This is a genomic window from Agrobacterium tumefaciens (genome assembly GCF_005221385.1).
Taxonomy (GTDB): domain Bacteria; phylum Pseudomonadota; class Alphaproteobacteria; order Rhizobiales; family Rhizobiaceae; genus Agrobacterium; species Agrobacterium tomkonis.
The window spans coordinates 2,110,685-2,134,903 of sequence record NZ_CP039903.1 but is presented as its reverse complement, the minus strand read 5'-3'; the positions used below and the strand labels follow the sequence as shown (position 1 = coordinate 2,134,903).

Genomic DNA, 24,219 nt, shown 5'->3' with positions numbered 1-24,219 from the left:
ATAACTTTCTGCGCATCAGTGCGGCAAATGCCGTCTTCTGTATTCGTTGCGCTTTTCCTTCATGCGGGCCAGATTTCTCTTGGAACAAGTCGTTCTGGACATACGCTGCAGCTCACGCGGCTGCCGAAGGTGAAAGCTTGACCGGCATGTGGGCGTTTTGCGCGTTAAAGTCAAGCGATAGTTTTATAATGCCGCTGTCGGGCGACGCATGGCAGCCATGCGCAAGGTCGGGCGGTTATGGCTGGAATGGCGCGTCGGGGCGAATAATTATGGTTAAAAAAGGGTAGCGGTGCCGCTCGGTACATAGCAAACGGCGATTTTATCACATAACGTTTTTACGACGATATCCGGAAATATTTGATTCGACAGAAATGGAACTGCACGGTGTGGAGTATCGATTGACCGAAGGCAGCGGGTTGCTGGAAAAAGCTTACAGGGCCGTCGCCGCCCTGGACCTGCCCGCGTGCATCAAGGACAGCGAGCTGCGCTATCTCATGGTCAACGCCGCCTATGGCCGGATCATGGGGCGTCCACCCGCAGCGTTTCAGGGGCAAACGAGCCTTTCCCTCTCCGCCGATATTCGCGATGCCGAGCGGGAAGACAGGGAGCGCCGCTCGCTGGTCTTCGCCACGGATGAGCTTATCGCCTGTCATGGTGCGGCGTCTTCCGGGCCATATACGCTTCGTTGCGAACGTTTTATCGGCGATGACGGCAATCTCTTCCTGTTCGAAGCATTCGAGGAAATGCCGGCGGTTGCCATTGAGGGCTTTTCCAGCGGCGATAACGCCTCCGAATTGCTGTTCGGCAGCGGTGTGATCGATCTCATCGACGCCGGTATCGTTATCTATGACGATGAAAACCGGCTGATCTATTGCAACGCCCGCTTCGTGGAATTCTACAGTGCCTTCGGTGTTGCGCTGAAGCCGGGCATGCGGCTCGAAGCGCTGATGGAAGCGGTCTATTTTTCCAGCGGTTACAGCCGCGCGAAAGTGGACGATCCGGCTTTTGAAAGCTGGAAGCAGGAGCAGCTGCGGGATTTTTCCCTGCCCTATCTGGAAAGGGTGGAGCAGTTTGCCGATGGCCGCTGGGTGCGCATGGTCAACAAGCGGCTGGAAAACGGCATGCTGGTCGGTCTGCGCATCGACGTGACCGAGTTCAAGGCGCATGAGACCCTGCTCAGCACGCAGATCCGCGAGACCTGGCTGCTGCGCGCCGCGCTTGAGCAACTGCCGGTGGCGGTGTTCCTGCGCGATCACGACAGGCGGCTGACTTTTGCCAATGCGGCCTATGAAAAATTTGTCGGAGGCGATCTCGCCCATTTCATCGGCAAGACCGAAAACGAGATGTTTCCGGCGACCGGCGAGCAGTCCCGCCTTGAAAACGAGCGGCTGCTTGAAACCGGCGAGGCGATTGAGAAGGCGGAAACCCTGCCGCTGCCGGATGGCGGCTCCGTTCCCGTCATCACCCGCCTCGGCCGGGTGGCGACGCCTGACGACGAATATTATCTGGTCGGCTCGGTCACCGATGTCAGCCTGTTGCAGGACCGTGAAAATGCGCTGATTGCGGCACAGGCCAGGGCAGAGGCGCTGCACCGCCAGCTGGAGGCGATTCTTCACGCCCTGCCGGTGGGGGTGCTGCTCATCAATGCCGATCTCGTCATCGAATATGTCAATCCGTTCTTTTACGAGGTCTGGGGCGAAATTGGCGGCGAGAAGTCGCTGGTCGGCAAAAGCTATCGCGACTTCATGGAGCTGAATTTCGAAAGCGGCCTTTACGACTACGGCGACATGTCCTTCGACGATCTTTATAGCCAGCGAACGGAGCGGCTTCTCAGCAAGGAGGCCTCTGCCCCCCGCGAAGTGCGCAGCAAAAGCGGCAAGGTCACCGTCATCTCGAAAACCCGCCTCGATGGCGGGAAAATCCTCAGCACTTACGCCGACGTGACCGATGTGCGCATGCGCGATGCAGAGATCATGAAGGCCAAGGTCGAGCTGGAGCGCGTCGGCGAATATATGCAGGGCGCCACGCGCGCCATGGCGCAGGGCCTGGTGCTGGTCGAGCAGGGCACGATCATCATGTCCAACGAAGCGATGGCGCGGATGTTCGACGTGCCGCCGCATCTCCTGGAAAAAGGCCGCAATTGGTCGGGTTTCTTTGCCCATTGTGCCAAGCGCGGAGATTTCGGCACCGCCGAGGAGGCGGCGGCGACGCTCGCCGCCTGGAAAGACAATATCGCCGCCAACCAGCCGTTTTCCTGGCTCATCCATGTGGCCGGCAAAACCTGGCTCAATCTGGAAGCCACCAATAGTTCCGGCAATTATTGGCTCGTCATCGTCACTGATGTGACCGAGATGAAGCTGCGCGAGGAAGAGTTGCAGCGGCTGCTTTCGCGGGCGGAAGCGGCGGATCGCGCCAAATCGGAATTCCTGGCCAATATGAGCCATGAAATCCGCACGCCGATGAACGGCGTGCTCGGCATGGCGGAGCTTCTGGCCAAATCCAATCTGGATACGCGCCAGAAGACCTTTACCGATATCATCGTCAAGTCAGGCAATGCCCTTCTGACGATCATCAACGACATTCTCGATTTTTCCAAGATCGAGGCCGGGCAGATGAAGCTGCGCAGCGTGCCTTTCGATCCGGCCGAAGCGGTGGAGGATGTGGTTTCGCTCCTCTCCTCGGCGGCGCTGGAAAAGGACATAGAACTGGTTGTCCGGATCGACCCGTCGGTTTTCGGCAAGGTCATGGGCGATGCCGGGCGGTTCCGTCAGATCGTCACCAATCTCGTCGGCAATGCCGTTAAATTCACCGAAACGGGGCATGTGCTGATCGAGCTTGCTGCGCAGTCGGCCGAGGCGTCCGAAACCATGCTCTCGCTGCGCGTCGAAGACAGCGGCATCGGCATTCCGCGCGACAAGCTCGAGACCATCTTCGACAAGTTCATCCAGGTGGATGGTTCGGCGACGCGCCGGCACGAGGGAACAGGGCTTGGACTGGCGATCACGGTCGGCCTTGTCGGTCTCTTCGACGGTTCGATCAATGTCGTGAGCGAGGTCGGCAAGGGATCGACCTTCGAGGTCAATATTCCATTTCAGGTCACCGAAAGGCGGCGCGACGTTCCGCTTATGTCCGTGGCGATCGACGATATCCGGGTGCTGGTCATCGACGACAATGACGTCAATCGCCGTATATTGACCGAGCAGCTGAAGACATGGGGCATTGATGGCCATGCGGTGGAGGACGGCCCGTCCGGCATCGCCGTGCTGCAGGAGGCCGTGTCGCTCGGCTTTGCCATCGATGCCGTCATTCTCGATTATCATATGCCTGTCATGAACGGGCTGGATGTGGTCGAGCGTATTCGTGCGGACCGACGTTTCGATGAGATTGCCATCGTGTTCCTGACCTCCATGGATGTGGTGGGCGACGAGACGCTGTTTACCGATCTCAACGTGCAGGCGCATCTGATGAAGCCGGCACGGGCGCGGCTTTTGCGCTCCACCCTGTTCGATGTGGTGCGGGATGTGCGGCTGAAGCGTGCCCGCTTGCAGCCGCTGGCGCTGGAGCCAAGCGGCGGAGCCGTGCGCCCGGAAAGGCGTCTGGCTGAAAAGAAACAGCGTATTCTGCCAGCGGACCCGGCTGTTCCCGAACGCCGCAGGCCGAGCCTGATCGACGTGCTGGTGGCCGAGGACAATGACGTCAACCAGATTGTCTTCACCCAGATTTTGCAGCAGGCGGGTTTGCGTTTCCTGATCGTCGGCAACGGCAAGAAGGCGGTTCAGGCGTGGGAGGAAAACAATCCCGCCATCATCCTCATGGATGTCTCGATGCCGGTCATGAACGGCCATCAGGCCACGCTCGCCATCCGCGCCGCCGAACAGGCGGCGGCTGACGGCCGGCACGTGCCGATCATCGGTGTTACCGCCCATACGCAGGAGGCTGACCGGGAACTTTGCCTGCAGGCGGGCATGGATGATTATCTGTCGAAACCGATCAGTCCTGAAATTCTCGAGGACAAGATCGCGCAATGGCTGGGGGATGCCATGCCCCGCCGTGATGCGCCAGGCGTCTGATCATCCGGCGCGGCGACGGTTTTCGGAATTACCTCAGGCGGGCCGTTTGGTGCCGCAGAGCATCTCCCGCTTTCCGGCAAACCCTTTGCGGCGCTCCAGATCAAAACCGGCGGCGATGAGGTTGCGGCGAACGAAACCGGCGGCGGCATAGGTGGCGAATGTGCCCTCCGACGCCGTTTTGGCAAAGAGCGCCTGCATGATTTCCAGCGACCACATGTCTGGATTACGCGCCGGCGCGAAGCCATCCAGAAACCAGGCGTCGAAACTCTCGTTGCTGTTGGAGATTCCGGCAAGGGCCTCGCCGCAGACCACCGTCAGGCGCGTCTCGCCATCCAGTTCGATTTCGACCCTGCCTTGTGGCTCTTCCGGCCAGAGGGCGACGAGCGCCTTGCGCTCAGTATCTACCTCCGGCCAGCGGGAAAGCGCCCGGTCGATTTCGTCCGCCTTCATCGGGTAAAGCTCGAAGGAGATGAAATGCAGCCTGGAGCGGCCGTTGCGGACTTCTTTCCATTGGCGCCATGTCTCGCAGAGATTAAGGCCGGTGCCGAAGCCCAGCTCACCGATGCGGAAGGCGCCCTCCCGTTCGAGCCAACGTTCTGGCAGGCCGTTTCCGGACAGGAAGACATGGCCGCATTCCAGTCGGCCATCCGTCTGGCAATAAAAATGGTCGTCAAAGGCCAGTGAATAGGGCATATCCCCATCACGCCAGTCGAGCGCGGTGCGGGTTTCTCCGGTTAAGGAACCGGTCTCTGTGCCAGCCTCTGGGATAGTGTCGTTGGAATTTTTCATGGCTAATGCCGATAATCCTGCTTTCGAACAGGGTCAATCTCCAAGATTGGCAGTGTCAACATTGCCCGGTTCCATACCGCTCCTCATCGTCGGTGGCGGCATTATGGGGCTATGGGCCGCCGTCAAGGCAGAACGGCTCGGAATAGACACTCTGCTGGTGGAGGCGGAGCAGCTTGGCAGTGGAGCAAGCGGCGGGCTGCTTGGCGCCTTGATGCCGCATATGCCGGACCGCTGGTCGGACAAGAAGCAGTTCCAGTTCGATGCCCTCGTGGCGCTGGAAACGGAAATTGCCGAGCTGGAAGCCGATACCGGGCTTTCCGCCGGTTATCGCCGTTGCGGCCGGATCATTCCGCTGCCCAAGCCGCATTTGCGCGGCATCGCGGAGCGGCACGAACGGGATGCCGGGGAAAACTGGGTTTCGGGCGAGCGCCAGTTCCACTGGCATGTCGGTGACCGGCCTTCCGTTCTTGAATGGGTGGATGATGCGGCGGGTCAGGCGGGTTTTGTGCTGGATACGCTGGCGGCGCGGGTTTCGCCGCGCGCGATGATCGCCCTTCTCTCGGCGTTTCTCCGCAAGGCGCATCACGTGCGGGTGGCGGAGCAGCGCCGTGTTGTCTCACTCGACCTGCAGGCCGGGCGGGCAATGCTGTCTTCGGGGGAAGAGATTGTCTTCAGCCATGCCATTGTCGCCAACGGGCATGGCTCTTTCCCCCTGATCCGCGATGCGCTCGGCCTTGCGGCCGGCGTTTCGCTCGGGCAGGCGGTGAAGGGGCAGGCAGCGCTTCTTGACACGGCGGTTGACCCGGCCATGCCGGTCGTCTTCCTGAACGGTCTTTATATCGTGCCGCATGAGGATGGCACCGTCGCCATCGGCAGTACCAGCGAAGATTGTTTTTCTGCGCCTTTCAGCACCGACGAAAAGCTGGAAAAGCTGCTTGCCGAGGCGTGTGCGGTGGTGCCATCGCTTGCCCGCGCACGAGTTCTCGAACGGTGGGCCGGCCTGCGGCCAAAGGCGGTCGGGAGAGACCCGATGGTGGGGTCGGTTGCCGGTTGTCCGAAGCTTGTTGCGCTTTCGGGTGGTTTCAAGGTCAGCTTCGGTCTTGCCCATTTTCTTGCCGATGCGGCGTTGCAAACCGTGTGCGGGAAGACACCTGTCCTGCCCGCCGGGTTTCGCCTTCAACAACACGTGAATATTGCCGTCACGGACTTTGGAAAGTGCTGATCAGGCCGTCCACGTCGTTAATCTGTCATGCAAATCACCTATTTGCTGGCCTGCAACGAGGCCGGTTTGGCCGCTTTTGCGGCGAGGTGACAGCGCATGCGATACGCCATTCATTTCACGCCTACCCCCAATGACCCCCTGACGCAGGCAGCCGCCGCGTGGTTGGGGCGCGATGCCTATTCCGGTCAGGCGGTGGAGCCGCCGGGCATGATCGATCTCGGCATGCAGGAGATTTCATACCACACGGCGCTGCCACGCCGTTACGGTTTCCATGGCACGATCAAGGCTCCTTTCCGGCTTGCCGAGGGCCATTCCGAGGCCGCGCTTTTGCGCGACCTGATGTATTTCTCCGGCAAGCAGGATCCTTTCACGCTTCCACAACTCGTGGTGGCAAGGCATGGAAATGTCTTCAGCCTCGTCCCCGAGCGCCCCTGCGAAGTGCTGCATTTTTTCGCCGCCCGCGTGGTGCAGGAATTCGACCGTTACCGCGCGCCGCTTTCCGAGGCGGAAATCGAGCGGGCGGATCCGGACCGGCTTTCGGCCTCGCAGCTCACCAACCTGCACCGCTGGGGCAGCCCGCATGTGATGGATGAGTTCCGGTTCCAGATGTCGCTGACGGGCGGTGTTGAGCCTGCCAGCAGCCAGAGAATCGAGCGTGCCGTGCGCAAGGTTTTCGAGCCGTTGCTGACCCGGGAACTGCAATTTTCCAGCCTTGCTCTCTTCATCGAGGATGAACCGGGTGCGCCCTTCCGGGTGCATTCGCTGCATCCCATGGGCCGCGTGTCCGCCCGCAAGATTGCCTGAGAAACGGCTGCCCATAATCGTATACAAAAAAGCATCGGAATGTCGGCAAAATTGATCTCGACATTCCGGATGCGGATGATACCGTTCGGCATCGCATATCCGAAGTTTGCGCCGTTTACCCATTCCGGGGTCGGCGCGCTTTGGAGATTTGTTTATGTCTCCCTAAATCGGTTTTCGCCTGGGGAGAGATGTCTTGGGTGGCTGAATGATTTCCGACAATTACTCCCGCAATCTGGTGGGCTATGGCCGTCATGTTCCCGATCCGAAATGGCCGGGCGGCGCGCGCATCGCCGTGCAATTCGTCATCAACTACGAGGAGGGCGGCGAAAGCTGCATTCTCGATAATGACAAGGCGTCAGAATCGCTGCTGTCGGAAATCGTCGGCGCCCAGCCATGGCCCGGCCAGCGCAACCTGAACATGGAATCGATCTACGAATATGGTTCGCGCGCCGGCTTCTGGCGGCTGTGGCGCATGTTCACAGGTCTTGGCGTCACCACCACCGTTTATGGCGTGACCGCCGCCATGGCCCGCAATCCGGAAGCCGTTGCGGCCATGAAGGAAGCGGGCTGGGAAATTGCCAGCCATGGTTATCGCTGGCTGGAATATAAGGATTTCTCCGAAGACGAAGAGCGCAAGCACATAACCGAAGCGGTGCGCCTGCATAAGGAGGTGACCGGTGAACGACCTTACGGCATGTATCAGGGCAAGCCTTCGGACAATACGCTGCGCCTCGTCATGGAAGAGGGCGGTTTTCTCTATTCGTCGGACTCCTATGCCGACGATCTGCCCTACTGGGTGAAGGGTGCGAAGGATGAGCCTTTCCTGATCATTCCCTATACGCTTGACACCAACGACATGCGTTTTGCCACGCCGCAGGGTTTCAATTCCGGCGACCAGTTCTTCACCTATCTGAAAGACGCGTTCGACGTGCTTTATCAGGAAGGCGCTGAAGGCGCGCCGAAGATGATGAGCGTCGGCCTGCATTGCCGTCTTGTCGGTCGGCCCGGCCGGGCGGCGGCACTTCGCCGTTTCATCGAATATGTGCTCAGCCATGACAAGGTTTGGATCCCGCAGCGGATCGAGATCGCCCGGCACTGGCATGAACACCACAAGCCGGTGGCTCCGTGATGTCGGCGCGGCAGGAATTTGTCGCCCGTTTTGGTGGCGTGTTCGAACATTCGCCCTTCATCGCCGAACGTGCCTATGATGCCGGTGCGGTCGAGGGTGATTTGGCGGCGAAGGCGGTTCATGCCGCACTCACCGCGCAGTTCCGCGCCGCTTCAGAGGCCGAACGGCTTGGTGTATTACGGGCGCATCCCGATCTTGCCGGCAAGCTGGCGATTGCGGGCGAACTGACGGCCGATAGCCGCAACGAACAGGCGGGGGCGGGGCTGGACCGGCTTACCCCCGAAGAGCACGCCCGTTTCACTGAGCTGAACAGCGCCTATACCCAAAAATTCGGCTTTCCCTTCATCATCGCGGTCAAGGGGCTGAACAGGCACGATATTCTTTCCGCCTTCGAAACCCGCATTGGCAATGACGCGGCGCAAGAGTTCGCGACCGCGACGGCGCAGGTGGAGAAGATCGCCTGGCTTCGCCTTTCCGCGATACTGCCGGAGGGTTGAATTGGCGAGCGGTGGCCGTTCTGCTAGAATCGCGCCGTCTGGAGATTGAGATCATGAGACCGTCCGAGGCGCTGGAAAAGAACAGGGAAGCGATCCGCGAAGCGACGAAACGCTTCAACGCGGCAAACCCGCGCGTGTTCGGCTCCGTTGCGCGCGGCGAGGACCGGCCGGACAGCGATCTGGATATTCTGGTGGATGCGCTGCCGGGGGCCACCTTGTTTGATCTGGGTGGCCTGTTGGAAGAGCTATCGGCCATCATGCGTGGCACGGAAATTCATCTGTTGACGCCGGGGGATTTTCCCGAGCGCATTCGTGTGAAGGTTTTGCAGGAAGCGAAGCCTGTATGAGGGTCGAGCGGCTGCACGTTTATCTTCAGGATATCAGGCAGGTTGCTTCGGAAACCATCGACTTCGTTCGACCGAAAACAAAGGATGAATTTTTGGCTGATCTCGTCCGCCAACGGGCGGTCGCGATGAACCTTTTGATTATCGGCGAAACGACTGCGCGGATAATGGAAGAGTTCCCTGCTTTCGTGGCGGATTTTCCCGATATTCCCTGGGTCAAGATGCGCGGAATGCGAAACAGGATCGCGCACGGCTATATGAGCATCAATCTGGAAACGGTCTGGGATACGACCCAGACGGCTATACCTGATCTTCTGGACAAACTCTCTCTTCTGCATAACTGGCATGCCCAAGGTGAATGACATTTGACTGATTTTCTCGACATAAAACCCCTTACCAAGCAAGCATTCGCATCCTTCGGTGATGTGATCGAAGCTACGCCTTCTTCCATGCGCCACATCAATGGCGGCCAGACCGAGAGGCACCATGCGCTTGCCGCACCCGAGGCGGCGGGCGAGGGTGGGCGTGTCATCCTCAATATTTTCCGTGGGCAGCCGCGCGTCTTTCCGCATGAAATCGAGATGATGGAGCGGCATCCGCTCGGCAGCCAGAGTTTTTCGCCGCTTTCCGGCAGGCCTTTCCTCGTCGTCGTTGCGGAAGATGACGGAGGCCGGCCGGCGCGGCCGCAGGTGTTTCTGGCGCGTGGCGATCAGGGCGTGAATTACCGCCGCAATGTCTGGCATTATCCGCTGATGCCGTTGCAGGCGGTTTCGGATTTTCTGGTTGCTGACCGCGAAGGGCCGGGTAACAATCTGGAAGAGTATTTTTTCGATGAGCCCTTCATGATCGCGGAGCCCAAGCCATGACCGGTCTGACCACCCATGTTCTCGATGCCGCCCATGGTACGCCGGCGCAAGGGCTGACAATCGAGCTTTACCGGCTCTCCGGCGATCGCCGCGAGAAGCTGAAGACGGTGAAGACCAATAGTGACGGCCGGGTGGATGGCGGGCCGCTGCTAGTCGGAGAGAGTTTCAAGGCGGGCGAATATGAGCTGGTTTTCCATGCCGGTGATTATCTGCGCGGCAAGGGCTTGGCGCTGCCGGAACCGGCCTTTCTCGACATTATCCCGATCCGTTTCGGCATTGCCGATGAGAGCGGCCATTACCATGTGCCGCTTCTGCTTTCGCCCTATAGCTATTCCACCTATCGAGGAAGCTGATTGCCATGATCTTTGCCGCCATCGCCGATATTCACGGAAACTGCGCTGCGCTTGAAGCCGTGCTGGAGGATATCGCCAGGCTCGGCATCAAGGAGATCGTCAATCTTGGCGATTGCTTTAGCGGGCCGCTGGAGGCGGGTTTTACCGGTGATGTGCTGGTGGGCAACTGGATACCCAGCATTCGCGGCAATCACGACCGGGAACTTATCGAGCGGGCACGGGAGGATATGGGGAGCTGGGAAAGGCCGGCCCATGCGCAGATGACCGCTGCGCATCTGGACTGGCTTCAGACGTTGCCCTTCAGCATGGTATTCAAGGACGTCGCCTATTGCTGCCACGGCTCGCCGCTTGACGATCTCGACTATTGGCTGGAAACGCTTTCGCCGGAAGGCGTGCTGAAATTGCGGCCGCTGGCTGAAATCGAGGCAAGGGCGGAAGGGATCACCCAGCCGCTGATGCTGTGTGGCCATACCCATATTCCCCGCGCGGTGCAGCTTTCCGATGGCCGGCTGATCGTCAATCCCGGCAGCGTCGGCTGCCCCGGCTGGAAGGACGATACGCCTTTCGACCACCACGTCGAGGCCGGTCATCCGCTTGCCAGCTATGCCGTGCTGGAAGAAACCGGGCGCGGCTGGCAGGTCTATTTCCGGAATATCCGCTATGACAATCTGGCCATGGCCGAGATGGCACGGGTCAACGGCATTCCCTATCTGGCCGATGCGCTGGCGAGCGGCTGGCTCAAGCGGTAAAACTTACCCCTCGCTGTTCATTACCACGCAGGCGTAAGACTGCGCCTTCAGTTCCTTGCAGGCGGAAACCGCCGAAGACTGGTCTTCGAAGCCAGTGAAGCGGGCGCGGTAGAGGGTCGCCGAGCCGCTTTGCACCGCTTCGGTATAGGGGGCGATCCCGGCATAGCTTCCGATGTTGGAGCGGGCATTGGCGAGCAGCGAGCGGGCGGCGGCTTCGCTGTCTGCTGCGGCGATCTGCACTTCCCAGCGGCTTCTCTGGCCCGTGGACTGGCCGGCGGAGGCTGCCGCGGGAGCCGGCCGCGGAATGGCGGAAACCTGCATCATATCGGCCATCTGGTTGTTGGCCGTGGCGATCTGCATGGCGACCGGATCGACGCGGCGTTCGGCGAACATCGGTAATGGCACGGAGGCGGGCGGTACGGCAGCGGGGCGCGCGGTTGCGGGCGGCACATCGAAGGTGCGGCTGACATTGGCGCTGGCGACGAGCTGTTCGGTGTTGCGGCTTCTCGATGCCTGCGGCACGGCCTTGTCGAGAAGGGCGGCCATCTGGGCATCGCGGCTGCGTGCGGTCTTGCCACCCAGCACGACGCCGACGACGCGGCGGCCATTGTGGTTGATGGCGCTGACGAGGTTGAAGCCGGAGGCATTGGTGTAACCGGTCTTGATGCCATCCATGCCCCGATAGCGATACATCAGATTGTTGTGGCCGCGGATGCGTTTTCCCCGGAAGCTGAAGGATTCCATGGCAAAGAGGTCATATTCCTTGGGGAAGTCGCGCTGCAGCGCAAGACCGAGCTTCGCCATGTCACGCGCCGTCGTCACCTGCGATTTGCTGGGCAGGCCGGAAGCATTGCGGAACACCGTTTTCGACATGCCGAGCTGGCGGGCCTTGCGGGTCATCATCTCGGCAAACCTTGCCTCGGAGCCACCGAGGTGATCGCCCATGCCTTCCGCCATGTCATTGGCGGATTTGACGATCATGCCATAAACGGCTTCGCGCACGGTGAAGGTCTGGCCCTGGCGCACATAAAGCTTCGAGGGGATGACGGCTGCACCATTCTTGGACATCTTTATCTTCTGGTCCCAGCGAATCCGGCCGGCATGCAGCGCCTCGAAGGTCATGTAAAGCGTCATCATCTTGGTAAGCGAAGCGGGGTGGTTCAGCACATCGGCATTGCGGGACGCCAGAACCTTGCCGGTATTGGCATCCATGATGAAATGGGCGTAGCCGGCCTGTGCGGGCGATGCCTGCAATGAGAGGATCGCGCAAAAGAAGGCGAGCGCGAAGACCCATGTTCCCGCCATTCCCCGTTTGACCGTTCCCGACATAATCCGCCCCTTTTGTTTGACCGCCGCTGTTGATTTCAAGTTTTACTGACACTTTCCGGCAACAAAACCGCTAAAACTTTAGAGATCGCTTTCATGCTTAATTAAGTATGAATTTCAACCCATCCGCTGCCCTCACAATTTTCTTGAAAAGAAACCTACCATCCGGTATGTTTTGGGAAATGACAAATGCTCACGAACGAAAGAAACAGCCCGAGATCGTGCGTCGCAGCCTGCTTGACTGCGCGGCGAAACTTGCTGCCGATCAGGGCGTTGCGGCACTTTCGATACAGGCCGTGGCCGATGCGGCCGGGGTGACGAAAGGTGGGTTGTTCCATCATTTCGCCTCCAAGCAGGCCCTGCTTGAGGCGGTGATGGCGGACCTTCTTTCGGCGCTGGACGCGGAAATCGACGCACTGATCTCACAGGATTGTGAAGCTTACGGATGCTTCACGCGGGCCTATGCGAACGCGGTTTTCGATGATCGTGACCGAGATTCGGGCAGGCAATGGGCGGCGATCTCGGTTTCCATGGTCGGTGAACCGTCGCTTCGGCGCATGTGGACCAGTTGGGTCGAGGGGCGTCTTGCCCGTCATAAAGAGACGGATGACGGGGTGGTACTGGAGATGGTGCGGCTCGCGGCTGATGGCATCTGGTTTGCCGATCTTCTGGCTGATGATAGCAGGGCAGGTGGCGACAGGGCGGCTCTCAAGGCCCGGATGATCGCCCAGACGAAAAAGGAAATGGAACGATGAACGCGGCACTTTTTACCTATGGGGCGCTCGTCGCGGCTATTGTTTGCGAGGTTATCGCGACGTCTTTCCTGCAGCAGTCGCAGCAATTCACGAGGCTGCTACCGACGGTGCTGATGGCACTGTTTTACGGTGCGGCCTTTTATCTGCTGTCGTTCACGTTGCGCGCCATGCCGGTCGGTGTGGCTTATGCGATCTGGAGCGGGCTCGGCATCGTGCTGATTTCCGGCATCGGCTATTTCGTGTTTCGCCAGACGCTGGATCTCGCCGCCGTCATCGGTCTCGGGTTTATCGTGACGGGGGTGGTGATTGTGAATGTGTTTTCGAAGACGGTGGGGCATTGATAGGGCGGGGCGTATGCGGGATCAACATCCTCACGCCGTCACCCCGGACCTGATCCGGGGTCCAGCGCGATCAAGTCCTTGATCGCGAGAGACTCTTTCACGGCGCAGACGCGCCGTGGCTGGATGCCGGATCAAGTCCGGCATGACGGCAGAGAATGGAGCGGCCTCCGACGCATCTCCGGAACGCCTTCTGCCTTTTCCAACATCACGCCAGAATGCTGCGGTCCACATCCGTAATCAGCCGCTTGCCGCAAAGCGCCATGCTGACATCCATCTCCTTGCGGATGATCTCCAGCGCCGTCGTCACGCCCTGCTTGCCATCGGCACCGAGGCCATAGAGGAAGGGGCGGCCGATATAGGTGCCTTTGGCGCCGAGTGCGACGGCTTTCAGCACATCCTGACCGGAGCGGATGCCGCCATCCATATGCACCTCGACTTTATCGCCGACGGCATCGACGATCTTCGGCAGCATGGCGATGGAGGAATGCGCACCGTCGAGCTGGCGGCCGCCATGGTTGGAGACGATGATGGCATCGGCGCCGGTATCGAGCGAGGCGCGGGCATCTTCCTCGTCAAGGATGCCCTTGAGGATCAGCTTGCCGCCCCAGCGTTCCTTGATCCATTCGACATCCTTCCACGACAGGCGCGGATCGAACTGCTCCGCCGTCCAGGAGGAGAGCGAGGAGAGGTCGGAGACATTTTTGGCGTGGCCGACGATGTTGCCGAAGCTGCGGCGCTTGGTGCGGGCCATGTCCATGCACCATTTCGGCCGGGTCGCCATCTGCCAGATATGTTTCGGGGTAAATTTCGGCGGTGCGGAGAGGCCGTTGCGAAGGTCTTTGTGGCGCTGGCCGAGAATTTGCAGGTCGAGCGTCAATACCAGCGCCGAGCAGCCGGCGGCCTTCGCCCGGTCGATGAGATTGTTGACGAAATCCCGGTCCTTCATCACGTAAAGCTGGAACCAGAAGGGTTTCGAGGTGACGGAAGCGACATCCTCGATGGAGCAGATGCTCATGGTGGAAAGCGTGAAGGGCACGCCAAATTCTTCCGCTGCCTTGGCCGCCAGCATCTCGCCATCGGCATGCTGCATACCGGTCAGGCCTGTGGGGGAGAGCGCCACCGGCATCGAAACCTTCTCGCCGACCATTTCGGTGGCCAGCGACCTGTCTGTCATATCAACCAGCACGCGCTGGCGCAGCTTTATCTTGGCAAAATCATCCTCATTGGCGCGGTAGGTGCTTTCCGTCCACGCGCCGCTATCGGCGTAGTCGAAAAACATTTTTGGCACACGGCGCTGGGCCCGATTTTTCAGGTCAGCTATGGTCAGGATTTTGCCCATGGATAAAGCCTTCACATTTAAATGATGGCTTCACATATCATATTCGATGTCGGTGCGCGAGTTGGACAGTCGCAGTTTGAGGGTTTTTTTGAATCGCTTTCACCTCAAAATTATAGTTGATATTTTCTTGGTATCGGGCAATTCTATAAGTATATATCCGAATTGGAATTTTTAATCATGTTTATATACTTACTTAGAATTTTTGCTGCCGTTCTTATAGTTCCAAATATTGCTTTTGCAGCGGAGTGCCCTTCGGTCAAGAGTCATAAGAGCGGATTTGTCCTTAGTCATAGTGGCGTGCAAAGCGAATTCAAAACATCGGGACCGGTGGTTTCCGTTCAACATGGCTTTGCTGACGGTGGAAAACAGAAGGCTTTCCTGTATCAAGGGCTTATAGAAATTTTCCGTTCGGGAAATGACGGGAATTACAATCAGTATTTCACGTCGAATTTGAACGATTTCTGGCCGTTGAGAGTCGGTGCCCGCCGCACTTTCGAATTCATTCCGCTGGACGCCGATGCTTTTAAGGAGAAGTGGACTCTGGACCTTGCCGTTACAAAACGACGGGCTTTTTCTATCGGTTATTGCAGTTATGACGTTTTCAACGTCCTTTACGACGTCAGAAGAAACGGTGAGGAAGTTGAACGCTGGACGGCGGTTTATGCGCCGGATCTGCTTGCAACGGTTGCAAAGATCTACGACGAAGGTACCAGTAACGAAGAAACCGTAAGCTACACGGCTATCAAACCGTTGAAATAATGTGCTTGCCGTGCTTGGCGACAGCGCGGGTTAATTCCAGAATGCACGCAGAAACAATTCGAAGCCTAGCAGAAGCAGACAGATGAGAAACCAGCTCCGAAACGTCGCCGGGCTGACGATATGGCGGATTTTTTGGCCAAGCCACATGCCGAGAAGCGCTGGCAGAACGGCCAGCGCGGAAAGCGACAGATGCTCGACATGAAAAGCATTCTGGGAAGCAAGGCCTGCGGCGAGCGCGACGGTGGAGACGGTGAAGGAAAGGCCGAGCGCCTGCACGAGATCATCCCGGCTGAAACCGAGCGACTGGATATAGGGCACGGCGGGCACGACGAAAATTCCGGTGCCGCCGGTCAAGAGGCCGGTTGCCAGCCCCAAGACCGGGGAGAGCCTGGCTTCCAGCCGTGGCGGAACGGAGAGGGGTTTGGCGAAGAGGCTATAGGCCGCGTAAGCCGCAAGGCACAGGCCGAGCGCCGAGGTGGTCCAGACGCCGGTGCCTGATGTCATCAGCCGGATGCCGATGAGGGTGCCGAGGGCAATGGCGATCATCATCGGCCACAGCCGCTTCACGATGGCCCGGAAATCAGGCCCGGCCAGCAATTGCCAGATGTTGGTGATGAAGGATGGCAGGATGAGCAGGCCTGCGGCGACGACAGGCGGCATGAACAGGCCGAGCACGCCCATGGCGACGGTGGGCAGTCCCATGCCGGTCACGCCCTTGACGATGCCCGCGACGGTGAAGGTCGCGAAAACCATGAGTATGGTGGTTGTGTCCAAATCCGGCACGGCGCACTCCAGAGGTCATTCTCGTTTTGGCCGGTATGGCGTTGGACGATCATTAAGAATCGAGCGGGTGCGACACGGCTTCTTCTCCCCGCCGGGGAGAAGGTGGCCCGAAGGGTCGGATGAGGGGGCAACGCCAGCGATAGACCGCAAGCTTGCCCCCTCATCCCGCTGCCGCGACCTTCTCCCCGGCGGGGAGAAGAAACGAGCAGCACCCGCTCACTCCAATATGTGACCGATATAAAGGAGGCCGCAGCTTTATGTTTCGGCCTCAGCCGAACTATGCCAGCACGCTCTTCATCGCCCTGCCGGCCACATAGGTCTCCACCACCGTGCGGTCGTCGCCCATGGTCAGCATCAGGAAGAGTTCTTCCGTCAGGCTGTTCACCACTTCCATCTTCAGCGCCATGGCGGGGGTGGAAGAGGCGTTCAGCACGGTGATGTCCGCGTCCGTGCCGGCCTCCAGCGTGCCGATGCGGTCGACCATGGAAAGGGCCTCGGCATTGCCGCGGGTCATCAGATACCAGCTTTCCAGCGGGTTGAGGCGCTCGCCCAGCAATTGCTGGATCTTGTAGGCCTCGTCCATGGTGCGCAGCATGGAATAGCTCGATCCGCCGCCGATATCGGTGGCAACCGCGATGCGCACGGGCTTTTCCCGACGCTGCAGCTTTTTCATCGGGAACAGGCCGGAGCCGATGAAGAGGTTCGAGGTGGGGCAATGCACCGCCACCGCGCCGGTGTCCGACAGCACGTCCGCCTCGCGCTCGGAGAGATGGATGGCGTGGCCGAGCAGGGTCTTTTTGCCCATCAGGCCGTAACGCACATAGATATCGGTATAGTCGGTCGCATCAGGGTAGAGTTCGCAGGTATATTTGATCTCGTCGAGATTTTCCGAGAGATGCGTCTGGATGAAGAGATCGGGAAATTCCTGCGCCAGCGCCTGTGCGGCTTCCATCTGCTTCGGCGTGGAAGTGATGGCGAAGCGGGGTGTGATGGCGACGTGGTTGCGGCCCTTGCCGTGCCAGTCGGCGATGACCTGACGCGTCTCGTCATAGGAGGTTTCCGGCGTGTCGAGCAGGCCCTGCGGGGCGTTGCGGTCCATCATCACCTTGCCGCCCACCATCAGCATATTGCGCTTCATGGCCTCAGTGAAGAAGGCGTCGGCGGAGGTCTTGTGCACGGAGCAATAGGCAGCGGCCGTGGTGGTGCCGTGGCGCAGAAGCTCGTCGTAAAAATGCGTGGCGATGCGCTGGGCATGGGCGCTTTCGACGAAGCGGCATTCTTCCGGGAAAGTATAGGTGTTCAGCCATTCCAGGAGATTGGCGGCGTAGGAGCCAATGACCTGCATCTGCGGAAAATGCAGGTGCATGTCGATGAAGCCCGGCACGATGAGATGCGGCCGGTGGTCCTTTTCCTCGATATCTTCGGGGGCTTGCTTGCGGATATCGGCGTATTCGCCGATGGCGGCGATCCGGCCGTCTTCGATCAGCAGGCCACCATCCTCAATGTAAAGATAGCTTTGCGTATCGTCGATTGCGAGCGGCGCGCGGCGGAAGCTCAGCAGGCGGCCACGCAGCAGAACCATGCTCATTCAGTCTTTCCTTCGGCTTTTCCGGCCCCGGAAACCGCACTTTCATACCAGGCGGTCAGCACCTTGCGCTCATCCGGGGTGATGGCGGTGATGTTGCCGGGAGGCATGGCATGGCTGCGGCCGGCTTGCAAATAGATTTCGCGGGCATGGGCGGCGATCTGTTCGTCGGTTTCGAGCTTCACCGATTTCGGTGTGAAGGGCACGCCTTCCCACACCGGCTCGGCCGCATGGCACATGGAACAACGGCCCTGAACCACATCGCGGGCCTTGGAAAAATGGGCGTCGCTGACGAATTGCTGCTGCATCGGCGAAAGGGTGGCGGCCTTCTGTTCTTCTTCGCCGGTCAGCACCTTCGGCACGGTGGAAAGCCACATGATGACGATGAAGATCAGCGCGGTCAGCAGCCAGGTCCAAGTCGGCTTGCCCTTGCGGGCATGGGTGGTGTTGAACCAGTGTCGGATGGTGACGCCCATCAGGAAGACGAGTGCGGCGATGATCCAGTTAAACTGCGTGGCAAAGGCCAGCGGATAATGGTTCGACAGCATGAAGAAGATGACGGGCAGCGTCAGGTAGTTGTTGTGCAACGAGCGCTGCTTGGCGATGCGGCCATATTTCGGGTCCGGCGTGCGCCCGGCGATCAGGTCGGCGACGACGATCTTCTGGTTCGGGATGATGATGAAGAACACATTCGCCGACATGATGGTGGCGGTGAAGGCACCGAGATGCAGGAAGGCGGCGCGGCCGGTGAAGACCTGCGTATAACCCCATGCCATTGCCACCAGCGCGACGTAAAGCACGATCATCAGGCCCCAGGTATTGTTGCCGAGCGGCGATTTGCAGAGGAAATCATAAAACAGCCAGCCGATGGCCAGTGAAGCGAGCGACAGACAGATGGCCTGGAACTGGGTGAGCGCCAGCACGGAATGATCGATGAGGAAGAGATCCGCGCCGCCGTAATAAACGATGCAGAGCATGGCGAAGCCGGAAAGCCAGGTGACATAGCTTTCCCATTTGAACCATGTCAGGTGCTCGGGCATCTGGGCAGGCGCAACCAGATATTTCTGGATGTGATAAAAGCCGCCGCCATGCACCTGCCATTCCTCGCCGTAAGCTCCCGGCGGCAGATGCGGCCGTTTGACCAGCCCGAGATCGAGCGCGATGAAATAGAAGGACGAGCCGATCCAGGCGATGGCGGTGATGACGTGGAGCCATCGGACGGCAAAGGCCATCCATTCCCACGCAATGGCATATTCGTACATGCGGTTCCCCTGATCCTTGTGCAGCGCACCTTGCGAGAAATTTGGCCGTTAGGGAAGGGAAAAGCAGAGGATGGGAGGCGATTGTTCACAATCCGGTTCGCTTGTGTGCACAACATCAATCGGGTGGAATATTTGCGACAACAGGCCCGGCAAAGTTGCGGTGACGGTTTGCTGCCGCATAGTTTGTGCTTAGCTGGCTAACGCGACTCAGCTATTATTTCGTGAGCAGTCTGGTGATGTGCTAAAATATAGGGCTGCGGAGCTTTTAAAGCTTCCATGACATGTTTCGCTGGCGGTTATTCCGAAAGCGGGTGCTGCGGACCCTGTGGCGGGGGAGATCAGGGGCAGGTGTCGCGGTTCCCGGTGCCGTTGTGTCCGGGTGCGTGTTGATGTGTGGAATTTGAATGAAGGGACGCAATGACCTTCCGGCAGCCGCCGTTGTTTTCAACGGAGACCATGCCGATGCGCCTTGTTCTGACGGTCCTTTTCTTATCTCTGGCGTTCACCGCCACGGCACTTGCCCATGAATCCCACAAGGGGTTCAAATATGAAAGCTATTGCTGCAATGGCGATGCCGAAACCGGCGACTGCCAGATGATCCCAACGCGCAGCGTTCGTGTCACGCCCGACGGATATGAGGTTTCGCTCGCCCCCGGCGATCATCGCATGGTGACGCGACGCCACACGTTTAATTGGTCGCAGAGCGAGGCAAGACGGTCGGAGGACGGCGAATATCATCTTTGCCTGTTTCCGGACGAGGATACGCCGCGCTGTTTTTACGCGCCTGACATGGGGTATTGATGGGGCTGCGGCGGCCGGCTTTCTTCGATCCGCTTCAATATCCAGTCGCGAAACAGTTTGATCTTGCGGATGTTCCTCCGGTTTTCGGGATAGACGAGCCAGTAGTTCTTTCCTTCGCTGCTGAGATGCTCGAAGGGCTGGTAAAGACGGCCAAGCGCGATCTCATCGGCGTAGAGTTCAGGGGTGAGCATGGCCACACCCTGACCGGCGATCGCCGCTGCGGCTTCGAAAGCCTGTACGTTGAGGCGGCTGCGCGGATAACGCTCCAGATCAGGATTTTCAATACCGACTTCCCGGAACCATTGGCTCCACCACACGTCACCGGGATCGATGATACGCAGGCGCAGAAGGTCTTCAGGCGTCTTCAAACCATCGATGCTTTGCGCAAGATCGGGATGCAGCATCGGCGTATAAACGCCGCGAAGCAGCCGATGATAGGTCAATCCCTTGCCGTCGTCCCGGCTCCAGCGAATGGCGACATCGCAGTCCGACTGGTTGAAATCAATCAGGGCGCCCGATGTTTCCAGCCTGACGGCGATGGAGGGATGTTCAAGCTGGAAGGCGCCCAGATGTCGCGACAGCCAGCGTGATGCGAAGGTGGCCGTGGAATGTATGGTCAGGGTGGCGTCGGGTGTCTCGCGCACACTGTCGACGGCCTCCCGCAGCGTATTGAAGGCGTCGGCAACCTTGGGCGCCAGTTTCTCTCCCACCTCCGTCAGCGATACCTGCCGTGCCGTGCGCAGGAAAAGCGGCTCGCCGATGTTCTCCTCCAGCAGCTTCACCTGATAGCTTACTGCCGTCTGCGTCATGCCCAGCTCTTCGCCGGCCTTGGTGAAGCTCAGATGCCTTGCGGCGGCATCGAAGACGCGCAGGGCATTCAGGGGGAACTGGCGAGACATCTTCATGGATAAGTTCTCTTTATGCCAAAGGCCAAAGGTTTCATTGGTTTTTCTCCTGAAACCAGAGCATTTTTAGCTCAATTCATCAACTGAGCTTCTGACATTTTTGAATGGAGACGAACATGCGCACAGCACTTTTGCGCGCGTGGTCCCGCCTGCGTGCGGGCCTGCGGACAGCGGAACAGTTTGCCTTTGAGAGCTTTCAGCCGGACAATCTGGCTGATGAAAGCCTGCCCGATGGGCTCAAGCGTGATCTTGGTCTTGAGGATGGGCGTGTCGATTTTCGTTGCGACGGATTTCGGCAGCGGAAAATGCTTGCAGCAACTCGGCTGCCACAAGGGCCGCTATGACGGCGGGGCGCTTGTCCCTCACGCTTGTGCCGCCGATGGGCAGGATGAGTTTTTGAAGCCGGGAAGGGGGCTCTCCTTCCCGTTCCAGCCAATGGGCGAAGGTGGCGCGTTTGGTCTTGGAACCGATCATGCCGACATAAGCGAGATCGTCGCGGGCAAGCGCTTCCTTCGCAATCAGGAAATCCAGTGCGTGATCGTGGGTGACGATGATGGCCGCACCGTTTGCGGGAATTTCCGCGACGAGAGCCTCCGGCATCGGGGTCAGCACGGATGCGACGCCGGGAGAAAGATCGCGCAGCTCGTTTTCACGGGTTTCCACCACGGTTAGCGTCAAAGGCAGAAGCGACAGGGCCTCGGCCAGCGCCTTGCCGACATGGCCCGCCCCGAAAATGAAGACTGCGGGCTGCTGCTCGGCCTCGCCCTTAACCCGCGCTTCAAGCGCTGCCGCGATTTCCGCCGTTATCAGCCGGAACCGGATGAGGGTGCGGCCGCCGCAGCATTGGCCGATTTCCGGGCCGAGCGGGATATCCATCCGGTCTTCGGCAACGCCGCTCCGCAGCATGGCGCGGGCGTGGTCTATGGCCATATATTCGAACTGCCCGCCGCCGATGGTTTCCCACAAGTCAGCCTCTGAGACCAGCATGAAGGTGCCGGCTTCGCGCGGGGATGAGCCTTTCACGGCCTCGATTTCCACGAGGATCGTTGCGGGAGAGCGGGCGAGGAAAGTGGATAAGGAAGTGTCAGGCATTGGGGCTGGCCCCCTTATCCGGCGCTGCGCGCCACCTTCTCCCCGCCGGGGAGAAGGTGGCCCGAAGGGACGGATGAGGGGGCTCGGCCGCATGGGTACGTCCTCCCTCACACCTTCTTCAGCCGTTCCACCGCCATCAGCACCCGCTCGGGCGTTGCCGGCGCATCGAGGCGCGGGCAGACCTTGTAATCGGCGACGGAGGCGACGGCCATGGAGAGGGCTTCGAGAACCGAGATCGCCAGCATGAAGGGCGGTTCGCCCACGGCCTTGGAGCGGCCGATGGTGGGTTCGGCATTTTCCGCCCATTCCGCCAGCCTGACGTTAAAGCTCTTCGGCCGGTCGGAGGCGAGCGGGATCTTGTAGGTGGAAGGCGCATGGGTGCGCAGCCGCCCCTTGCCGTCCCACCACAATTCCTCCGTGGTCAGCCAGCCCATGCCCTGCACGAAGGCGCCCTCGATCTGGCCGATATCGATGGCGGGGTTCAGCGATTTGCCGACATCGTGGAGGATATCGGTGCGTTCCATCAGGTATTCGCCGGTCAGCGTATCGATCGACACTTCCGAGCAGGCCGCGCCATAGGCGAAGTAATAAAACGGCGTGCCGCGGCCGGCGGCGCGGTCCCAGTGGATTTTCGGCGTCTTGTAAAAACCGGCGGCGGAAAGCTGCACGCGGGCGAAATAGGCCTTTTTGATGAAATCATTGAAGGCGATTTCCTCAAGGCCGATGCGCACCCGGTTCGGCAGGAAGGCGACCTCTTCTTCCGGCACGTTCCAGTTCTCGGCGGCGAATTTGACGAGCCTTTCACGGATTTGACGGGCCGCGTCATAGGCGGCCATGCCGTTAAGGTCGGTGCCGGAGGAGGCTGCAGTAGCTGACGTGTTCGGCACCTTGCCCGTCGTCGTGGCTGTGATCTTCACCCGGCCGATATCCACCTGGAAGGCATCAGCCACCACCTGCGCCACCTTGGTATAAAGGCCCTGGCCCATTTCGGTGCCGCCATGGTTCAGGTGGATGGAGCCGTCATTATAGATATGCACCAGCGCGCCGGCCTGATTGAAGGCGGTCATGGTGAAGGAAATGCCGAATTTGACAGGCGTGAGCGCGATGCCCTTGCGGATGATCGGGCTCGTTTTGTTGAACTCGACGATCGCCTCTCGCCGCGCGCGATAGTCGCTGGAGGTTTCCAGCTCCTCGACGATGCGGGCGATGATATTGTCCTCGACCTCCTGGTGATAGGGCGTCGTGGTGCGGCCGGAGCCGGTTTCGCCGTAGAAATTCAGCTTGCGGATATCGAGCGGGTCCTTGCCCACCGCATAGGCGATTTCCTCGATGAAACGTTCCGCGCCCAGCATGCCCTGCGGGCCGCCGAAACCGCGAAAGGCGGTGTTGGAGACGGTGTGGGTTTTCAGAGGCCGCGAGGTGAGGTGCACATGCGGGTAGAAATAGCTGGAATCGGCGTGGAACAGCGCACGATCCGTGACCGGGCCGGACAGGTCGGAGGAAAAGCCGCAGCGGGCGGCATAGGTGGCGTCGACAGCATGGATGCGGCCTTCCTCATCGAAACCCAGTTCGTAATCGACGCGAAAATCGTGGCGTTTGCCGGTGGCCGTCATGTCCTCGTCGCGGTCCGGGCGGATTTTCACGGCTCGGTTCAGCTTCTTGGCGGCGATGGCGCAAAGGGCTGCGAACTGGTTGCCCTGCGTTTCCTTGCCACCGAAGCCGCCGCCCATGCGGCGCACCTGCACCGTGACGGCGTTGGACGGCACCTGCAGGATGTGGCTGACGATATGCTGGATTTCGCTCGGATGCTGGGTGGAGCTCCACAGCGTTACCTCGTCATCCTCGCCCGGCACGGCCATGGCGATGTGGCTTTCGAGATAAAAATGTTCCTGCCCGCCGATACGCATCGTGCCGGTGAGGCGGCGCGGCGCGACATCCATTTCGATCTTGGCATCGCCGCGTTTCAGCGTCATCGGATCGATGACAAGCGCGCCGCCATTTTCAATCGCCGTATCGATATCGGTGAAATGCGGCAGATCCTTATAGGTGATCTTTGCCTTGCGGGCCGCCTTTCTGGCGATATCGCGTGTTTCGGCAAAAACCGCGAAGATCGGCTGGCCGTGGAATTCGACCTTTGTCTCGGCCAGTAAAGGTTCATCGTGGCGACCGCCTGACGAGATATCGTTTTCGCCGGGCACGTCCTTGCCGGTCATGACCCACAGGACGCCCGGTGTGGCCTCGACTTCGGAAAGGTCCATCGAGACGATTTCGGCATGCGCCCGGTCGGAAAGGCCGAGCGCGCCGTGGATGAGGCCGGCGGGCTCAGGGATATCGTCGATATATTCGGCGCTGCCCGTCACATGCTTATGGGCGGAGTCGTGCCGGAGCGACGTGTGGATGGGGCCGTCGATTTCGGTCTTGGTCTTGTCGAAGCTTGTGGTGTCCATG

At 59.7% G+C, this 24,219-nt stretch carries 23 protein-coding genes; 14 read left to right on the top strand and 9 right to left on the bottom strand.

Features of this window, described 5'->3' with window-relative positions; genetic code table 11:
• The first annotated feature begins 371 nt into the window (after positions 1–371).
• Positions 372–4,070, top strand: a complete 3,699-nt coding sequence (locus tag CFBP6623_RS10695) for a response regulator (RefSeq protein ID WP_062654265.1) — start codon at positions 372–374, stop codon at positions 4,068–4,070.
• A gap of 33 nt (positions 4,071–4,103) precedes the next feature.
• Here the strand turns inward: CFBP6623_RS10695 and mnmD are convergent, their stop codons facing one another.
• Positions 4,104–4,859: a tRNA (5-methylaminomethyl-2-thiouridine)(34)-methyltransferase MnmD gene (gene mnmD / locus CFBP6623_RS10690; protein ID WP_080841927.1), complete on the bottom strand. Its 756-nt coding sequence runs from the start codon at positions 4,857–4,859 to the stop codon at positions 4,104–4,106.
• Here mnmD and CFBP6623_RS10685 point away from each other — a divergent pair.
• The 9 genes from CFBP6623_RS10685 (at position 4,858) to CFBP6623_RS10645 (ending at position 10,823) form a co-directional block, all read left to right on the top strand.
• A complete protein-coding gene (locus CFBP6623_RS10685; protein ID WP_046797868.1) occupies positions 4,858–6,081 on the top strand; it encodes an NAD(P)/FAD-dependent oxidoreductase in 1,224 nt (407 codons plus the stop codon). The genes mnmD and CFBP6623_RS10685 overlap by 2 nt on opposite strands.
• 96 nt (positions 6,082–6,177) lie before the next feature.
• Positions 6,178–6,885 carry a DUF1045 domain-containing protein gene (locus CFBP6623_RS10680; RefSeq protein ID WP_046797869.1) on the top strand — a complete coding sequence of 236 codons (708 nt, stop codon included), beginning with the start codon at positions 6,178–6,180 and terminating at the stop codon, positions 6,883–6,885.
• Between the two features lie 205 nt (positions 6,886–7,090).
• Entirely contained in the window at positions 7,091–8,014 is a 924-nt protein-coding gene (gene puuE / locus CFBP6623_RS10675; protein WP_046797870.1) for an allantoinase PuuE, read from the top strand.
• Entirely contained in the window at positions 8,014–8,511 is a 498-nt protein-coding gene (uraD, locus tag CFBP6623_RS10670) for a 2-oxo-4-hydroxy-4-carboxy-5-ureidoimidazoline decarboxylase (RefSeq protein ID WP_046797871.1), read from the top strand. Before puuE ends, uraD begins: the two co-directional genes overlap by 1 nt.
• 53 nt (positions 8,512–8,564) lie before the next feature.
• The gene (locus tag CFBP6623_RS10665) at positions 8,565–8,858 is read left to right on the top strand and encodes a nucleotidyltransferase family protein (RefSeq protein WP_046798403.1); all 294 of its coding nucleotides are present in this window, start codon (positions 8,565–8,567) and stop codon (positions 8,856–8,858) included.
• A gap of 92 nt (positions 8,859–8,950) precedes the next feature.
• Positions 8,951–9,217 carry a HepT-like ribonuclease domain-containing protein gene (locus tag CFBP6623_RS10660; protein ID WP_232370398.1) on the top strand — a complete coding sequence of 89 codons (267 nt, stop codon included), beginning with the start codon at positions 8,951–8,953 and terminating at the stop codon, positions 9,215–9,217.
• 3 nt (positions 9,218–9,220) lie between these two features.
• On the top strand, positions 9,221–9,721 hold the full coding sequence (locus CFBP6623_RS10655) for an ureidoglycolate lyase (protein ID WP_046797873.1): 501 nt from the start codon (positions 9,221–9,223) through the stop codon (positions 9,719–9,721).
• A complete protein-coding gene (uraH, locus tag CFBP6623_RS10650) occupies positions 9,718–10,074 on the top strand; it encodes a hydroxyisourate hydrolase (RefSeq protein ID WP_046797874.1) in 357 nt (118 codons plus the stop codon). Before CFBP6623_RS10655 ends, uraH begins: the two co-directional genes overlap by 4 nt.
• Before the next feature lie 5 nt (positions 10,075–10,079).
• Positions 10,080–10,823, top strand: a complete 744-nt coding sequence (locus CFBP6623_RS10645) for a metallophosphoesterase family protein (RefSeq protein ID WP_046797875.1) — start codon at positions 10,080–10,082, stop codon at positions 10,821–10,823.
• Between the two features lie 3 nt (positions 10,824–10,826).
• Here the strand turns inward: CFBP6623_RS10645 and CFBP6623_RS10640 are convergent, their stop codons facing one another.
• A complete protein-coding gene (locus CFBP6623_RS10640; protein ID WP_046797876.1) occupies positions 10,827–12,128 on the bottom strand; it encodes a D-alanyl-D-alanine carboxypeptidase in 1,302 nt (433 codons plus the stop codon).
• A gap of 191 nt (positions 12,129–12,319) precedes the next feature.
• Between CFBP6623_RS10640 and CFBP6623_RS10635 the strand changes: the two genes are divergently transcribed.
• A complete protein-coding gene (locus CFBP6623_RS10635) occupies positions 12,320–12,904 on the top strand; it encodes a TetR/AcrR family transcriptional regulator (RefSeq protein ID WP_046797877.1) in 585 nt (194 codons plus the stop codon).
• On the top strand, positions 12,901–13,245 hold the full coding sequence (locus CFBP6623_RS10630) for a DMT family transporter (protein WP_046797878.1): 345 nt from the start codon (positions 12,901–12,903) through the stop codon (positions 13,243–13,245). The genes CFBP6623_RS10635 and CFBP6623_RS10630 overlap by 4 nt, the downstream gene beginning before the upstream one ends.
• 205 nt (positions 13,246–13,450) lie before the next feature.
• Here the strand turns inward: CFBP6623_RS10630 and CFBP6623_RS10625 are convergent, their stop codons facing one another.
• Entirely contained in the window at positions 13,451–14,584 is a 1,134-nt protein-coding gene (locus tag CFBP6623_RS10625) for an alpha-hydroxy acid oxidase (RefSeq protein ID WP_046797879.1), read from the bottom strand.
• Positions 14,585–14,761: 177 nt separating this feature from the next.
• Here CFBP6623_RS10625 and CFBP6623_RS10620 point away from each other — a divergent pair, with 177 nt between their 5' ends.
• Complete coding sequence (locus CFBP6623_RS10620; protein WP_082178716.1) at positions 14,762–15,343, top strand: hypothetical protein; 582 nt, start codon at positions 14,762–14,764, stop codon at positions 15,341–15,343.
• A gap of 30 nt (positions 15,344–15,373) precedes the next feature.
• Here the strand turns inward: CFBP6623_RS10620 and CFBP6623_RS10615 are convergent, their stop codons facing one another.
• The 3 genes from CFBP6623_RS10615 to puuD all read right to left on the bottom strand — a co-directional run bounded on the left by CFBP6623_RS10615 (position 15,374) and on the right by puuD (position 18,973).
• Positions 15,374–16,096, bottom strand: a complete 723-nt coding sequence (locus tag CFBP6623_RS10615; protein WP_080842526.1) for a sulfite exporter TauE/SafE family protein — start codon at positions 16,094–16,096, stop codon at positions 15,374–15,376.
• A 307-nt stretch (positions 16,097–16,403) separates the two neighbouring features.
• Positions 16,404–17,714: a guanine deaminase gene (guaD, locus tag CFBP6623_RS10610; protein WP_046797881.1), complete on the bottom strand. Its 1,311-nt coding sequence runs from the start codon at positions 17,712–17,714 to the stop codon at positions 16,404–16,406.
• A complete protein-coding gene (gene puuD, locus CFBP6623_RS10605; protein WP_046797882.1) occupies positions 17,711–18,973 on the bottom strand; it encodes a urate hydroxylase PuuD in 1,263 nt (420 codons plus the stop codon). The genes guaD and puuD overlap by 4 nt, the downstream gene beginning before the upstream one ends.
• Positions 18,974–19,435: 462 nt before the next feature.
• Between puuD and CFBP6623_RS10600 the strand changes: the two genes are divergently transcribed.
• Positions 19,436–19,774 carry a hypothetical protein gene (locus CFBP6623_RS10600; RefSeq protein ID WP_046798405.1) on the top strand — a complete coding sequence of 113 codons (339 nt, stop codon included), beginning with the start codon at positions 19,436–19,438 and terminating at the stop codon, positions 19,772–19,774.
• On the opposite strand, the gene CFBP6623_RS10595 is transcribed toward CFBP6623_RS10600, so the two are convergent.
• The 3 genes from CFBP6623_RS10595 to xdhB all read right to left on the bottom strand — a co-directional run bounded on the left by CFBP6623_RS10595 (position 19,750) and on the right by xdhB (position 24,218).
• Positions 19,750–20,679: a LysR substrate-binding domain-containing protein gene (locus CFBP6623_RS10595; protein ID WP_046797883.1), complete on the bottom strand. Its 930-nt coding sequence runs from the start codon at positions 20,677–20,679 to the stop codon at positions 19,750–19,752. The two genes, CFBP6623_RS10600 and CFBP6623_RS10595, sit on opposite strands and share 25 nt — an antisense overlap.
• Positions 20,680–20,916: 237 nt before the next feature.
• On the bottom strand, positions 20,917–21,771 hold the full coding sequence (gene xdhC, locus CFBP6623_RS10590; RefSeq protein ID WP_046797884.1) for a xanthine dehydrogenase accessory protein XdhC: 855 nt from the start codon (positions 21,769–21,771) through the stop codon (positions 20,917–20,919).
• Positions 21,772–21,878: 107 nt separating this feature from the next.
• A complete protein-coding gene (gene xdhB / locus CFBP6623_RS10585; protein ID WP_046797885.1) occupies positions 21,879–24,218 on the bottom strand; it encodes a xanthine dehydrogenase molybdopterin binding subunit in 2,340 nt (779 codons plus the stop codon).
• Between the last annotated feature and the right edge of the window lies 1 nt (position 24,219).

What these genes read in the sequence shown, in the direction of transcription:
- CFBP6623_RS10595 (WP_046797883.1), bottom strand. Translation starts at nt 20,679, where the DNA reads ATGAAGATGTCTCGCCAGTTCCCCCTGAATGCCCTGCGCGTCTTCGAT.
- CFBP6623_RS10680 (WP_046797869.1), top strand. Translation starts at nt 6,178, where the DNA reads ATGCGATACGCCATTCATTTCACGCCTACCCCCAATGACCCCCTGACG.
- CFBP6623_RS10625 (WP_046797879.1), bottom strand. Translation starts at nt 14,584, where the DNA reads ATGGGCAAAATCCTGACCATAGCTGACCTGAAAAATCGGGCCCAGCGC.
- CFBP6623_RS10615 (WP_080842526.1), bottom strand. Translation starts at nt 16,096, where the DNA reads ATGGTTTTCGCGACCTTCACCGTCGCGGGCATCGTCAAGGGCGTGACC.
- uraD (WP_046797871.1), top strand. Translation starts at nt 8,014, where the DNA reads ATGTCGGCGCGGCAGGAATTTGTCGCCCGTTTTGGTGGCGTGTTCGAA.
- CFBP6623_RS10620 (WP_082178716.1), top strand. Translation starts at nt 14,762, where the DNA reads ATGTTTATATACTTACTTAGAATTTTTGCTGCCGTTCTTATAGTTCCA.
- puuD (WP_046797882.1), bottom strand. Translation starts at nt 18,973, where the DNA reads ATGTACGAATATGCCATTGCGTGGGAATGGATGGCCTTTGCCGTCCGA.
- CFBP6623_RS10665 (WP_046798403.1), top strand. Translation starts at nt 8,565, where the DNA reads ATGAGACCGTCCGAGGCGCTGGAAAAGAACAGGGAAGCGATCCGCGAA.
- uraH (WP_046797874.1), top strand. Translation starts at nt 9,718, where the DNA reads ATGACCGGTCTGACCACCCATGTTCTCGATGCCGCCCATGGTACGCCG.
- CFBP6623_RS10635 (WP_046797877.1), top strand. Translation starts at nt 12,320, where the DNA reads ATGTTTTGGGAAATGACAAATGCTCACGAACGAAAGAAACAGCCCGAG.
- xdhC (WP_046797884.1), bottom strand. Translation starts at nt 21,771, where the DNA reads ATGCCTGACACTTCCTTATCCACTTTCCTCGCCCGCTCTCCCGCAACG.
- CFBP6623_RS10640 (WP_046797876.1), bottom strand. Translation starts at nt 12,128, where the DNA reads ATGGCGGGAACATGGGTCTTCGCGCTCGCCTTCTTTTGCGCGATCCTC.
- guaD (WP_046797881.1), bottom strand. Translation starts at nt 17,714, where the DNA reads ATGAGCATGGTTCTGCTGCGTGGCCGCCTGCTGAGCTTCCGCCGCGCG.
- mnmD (WP_080841927.1), bottom strand. Translation starts at nt 4,859, where the DNA reads ATGAAAAATTCCAACGACACTATCCCAGAGGCTGGCACAGAGACCGGT.
- CFBP6623_RS10695 (WP_062654265.1), top strand. Translation starts at nt 372, where the DNA reads ATGGAACTGCACGGTGTGGAGTATCGATTGACCGAAGGCAGCGGGTTG.
- xdhB (WP_046797885.1), bottom strand. Translation starts at nt 24,218, where the DNA reads ATGGACACCACAAGCTTCGACAAGACCAAGACCGAAATCGACGGCCCC.
- CFBP6623_RS10630 (WP_046797878.1), top strand. Translation starts at nt 12,901, where the DNA reads ATGAACGCGGCACTTTTTACCTATGGGGCGCTCGTCGCGGCTATTGTT.
- CFBP6623_RS10645 (WP_046797875.1), top strand. Translation starts at nt 10,080, where the DNA reads ATGATCTTTGCCGCCATCGCCGATATTCACGGAAACTGCGCTGCGCTT.
- puuE (WP_046797870.1), top strand. Translation starts at nt 7,091, where the DNA reads ATGATTTCCGACAATTACTCCCGCAATCTGGTGGGCTATGGCCGTCAT.
- CFBP6623_RS10600 (WP_046798405.1), top strand. Translation starts at nt 19,436, where the DNA reads ATGCGCCTTGTTCTGACGGTCCTTTTCTTATCTCTGGCGTTCACCGCC.
- CFBP6623_RS10685 (WP_046797868.1), top strand. Translation starts at nt 4,858, where the DNA reads ATGGCTAATGCCGATAATCCTGCTTTCGAACAGGGTCAATCTCCAAGA.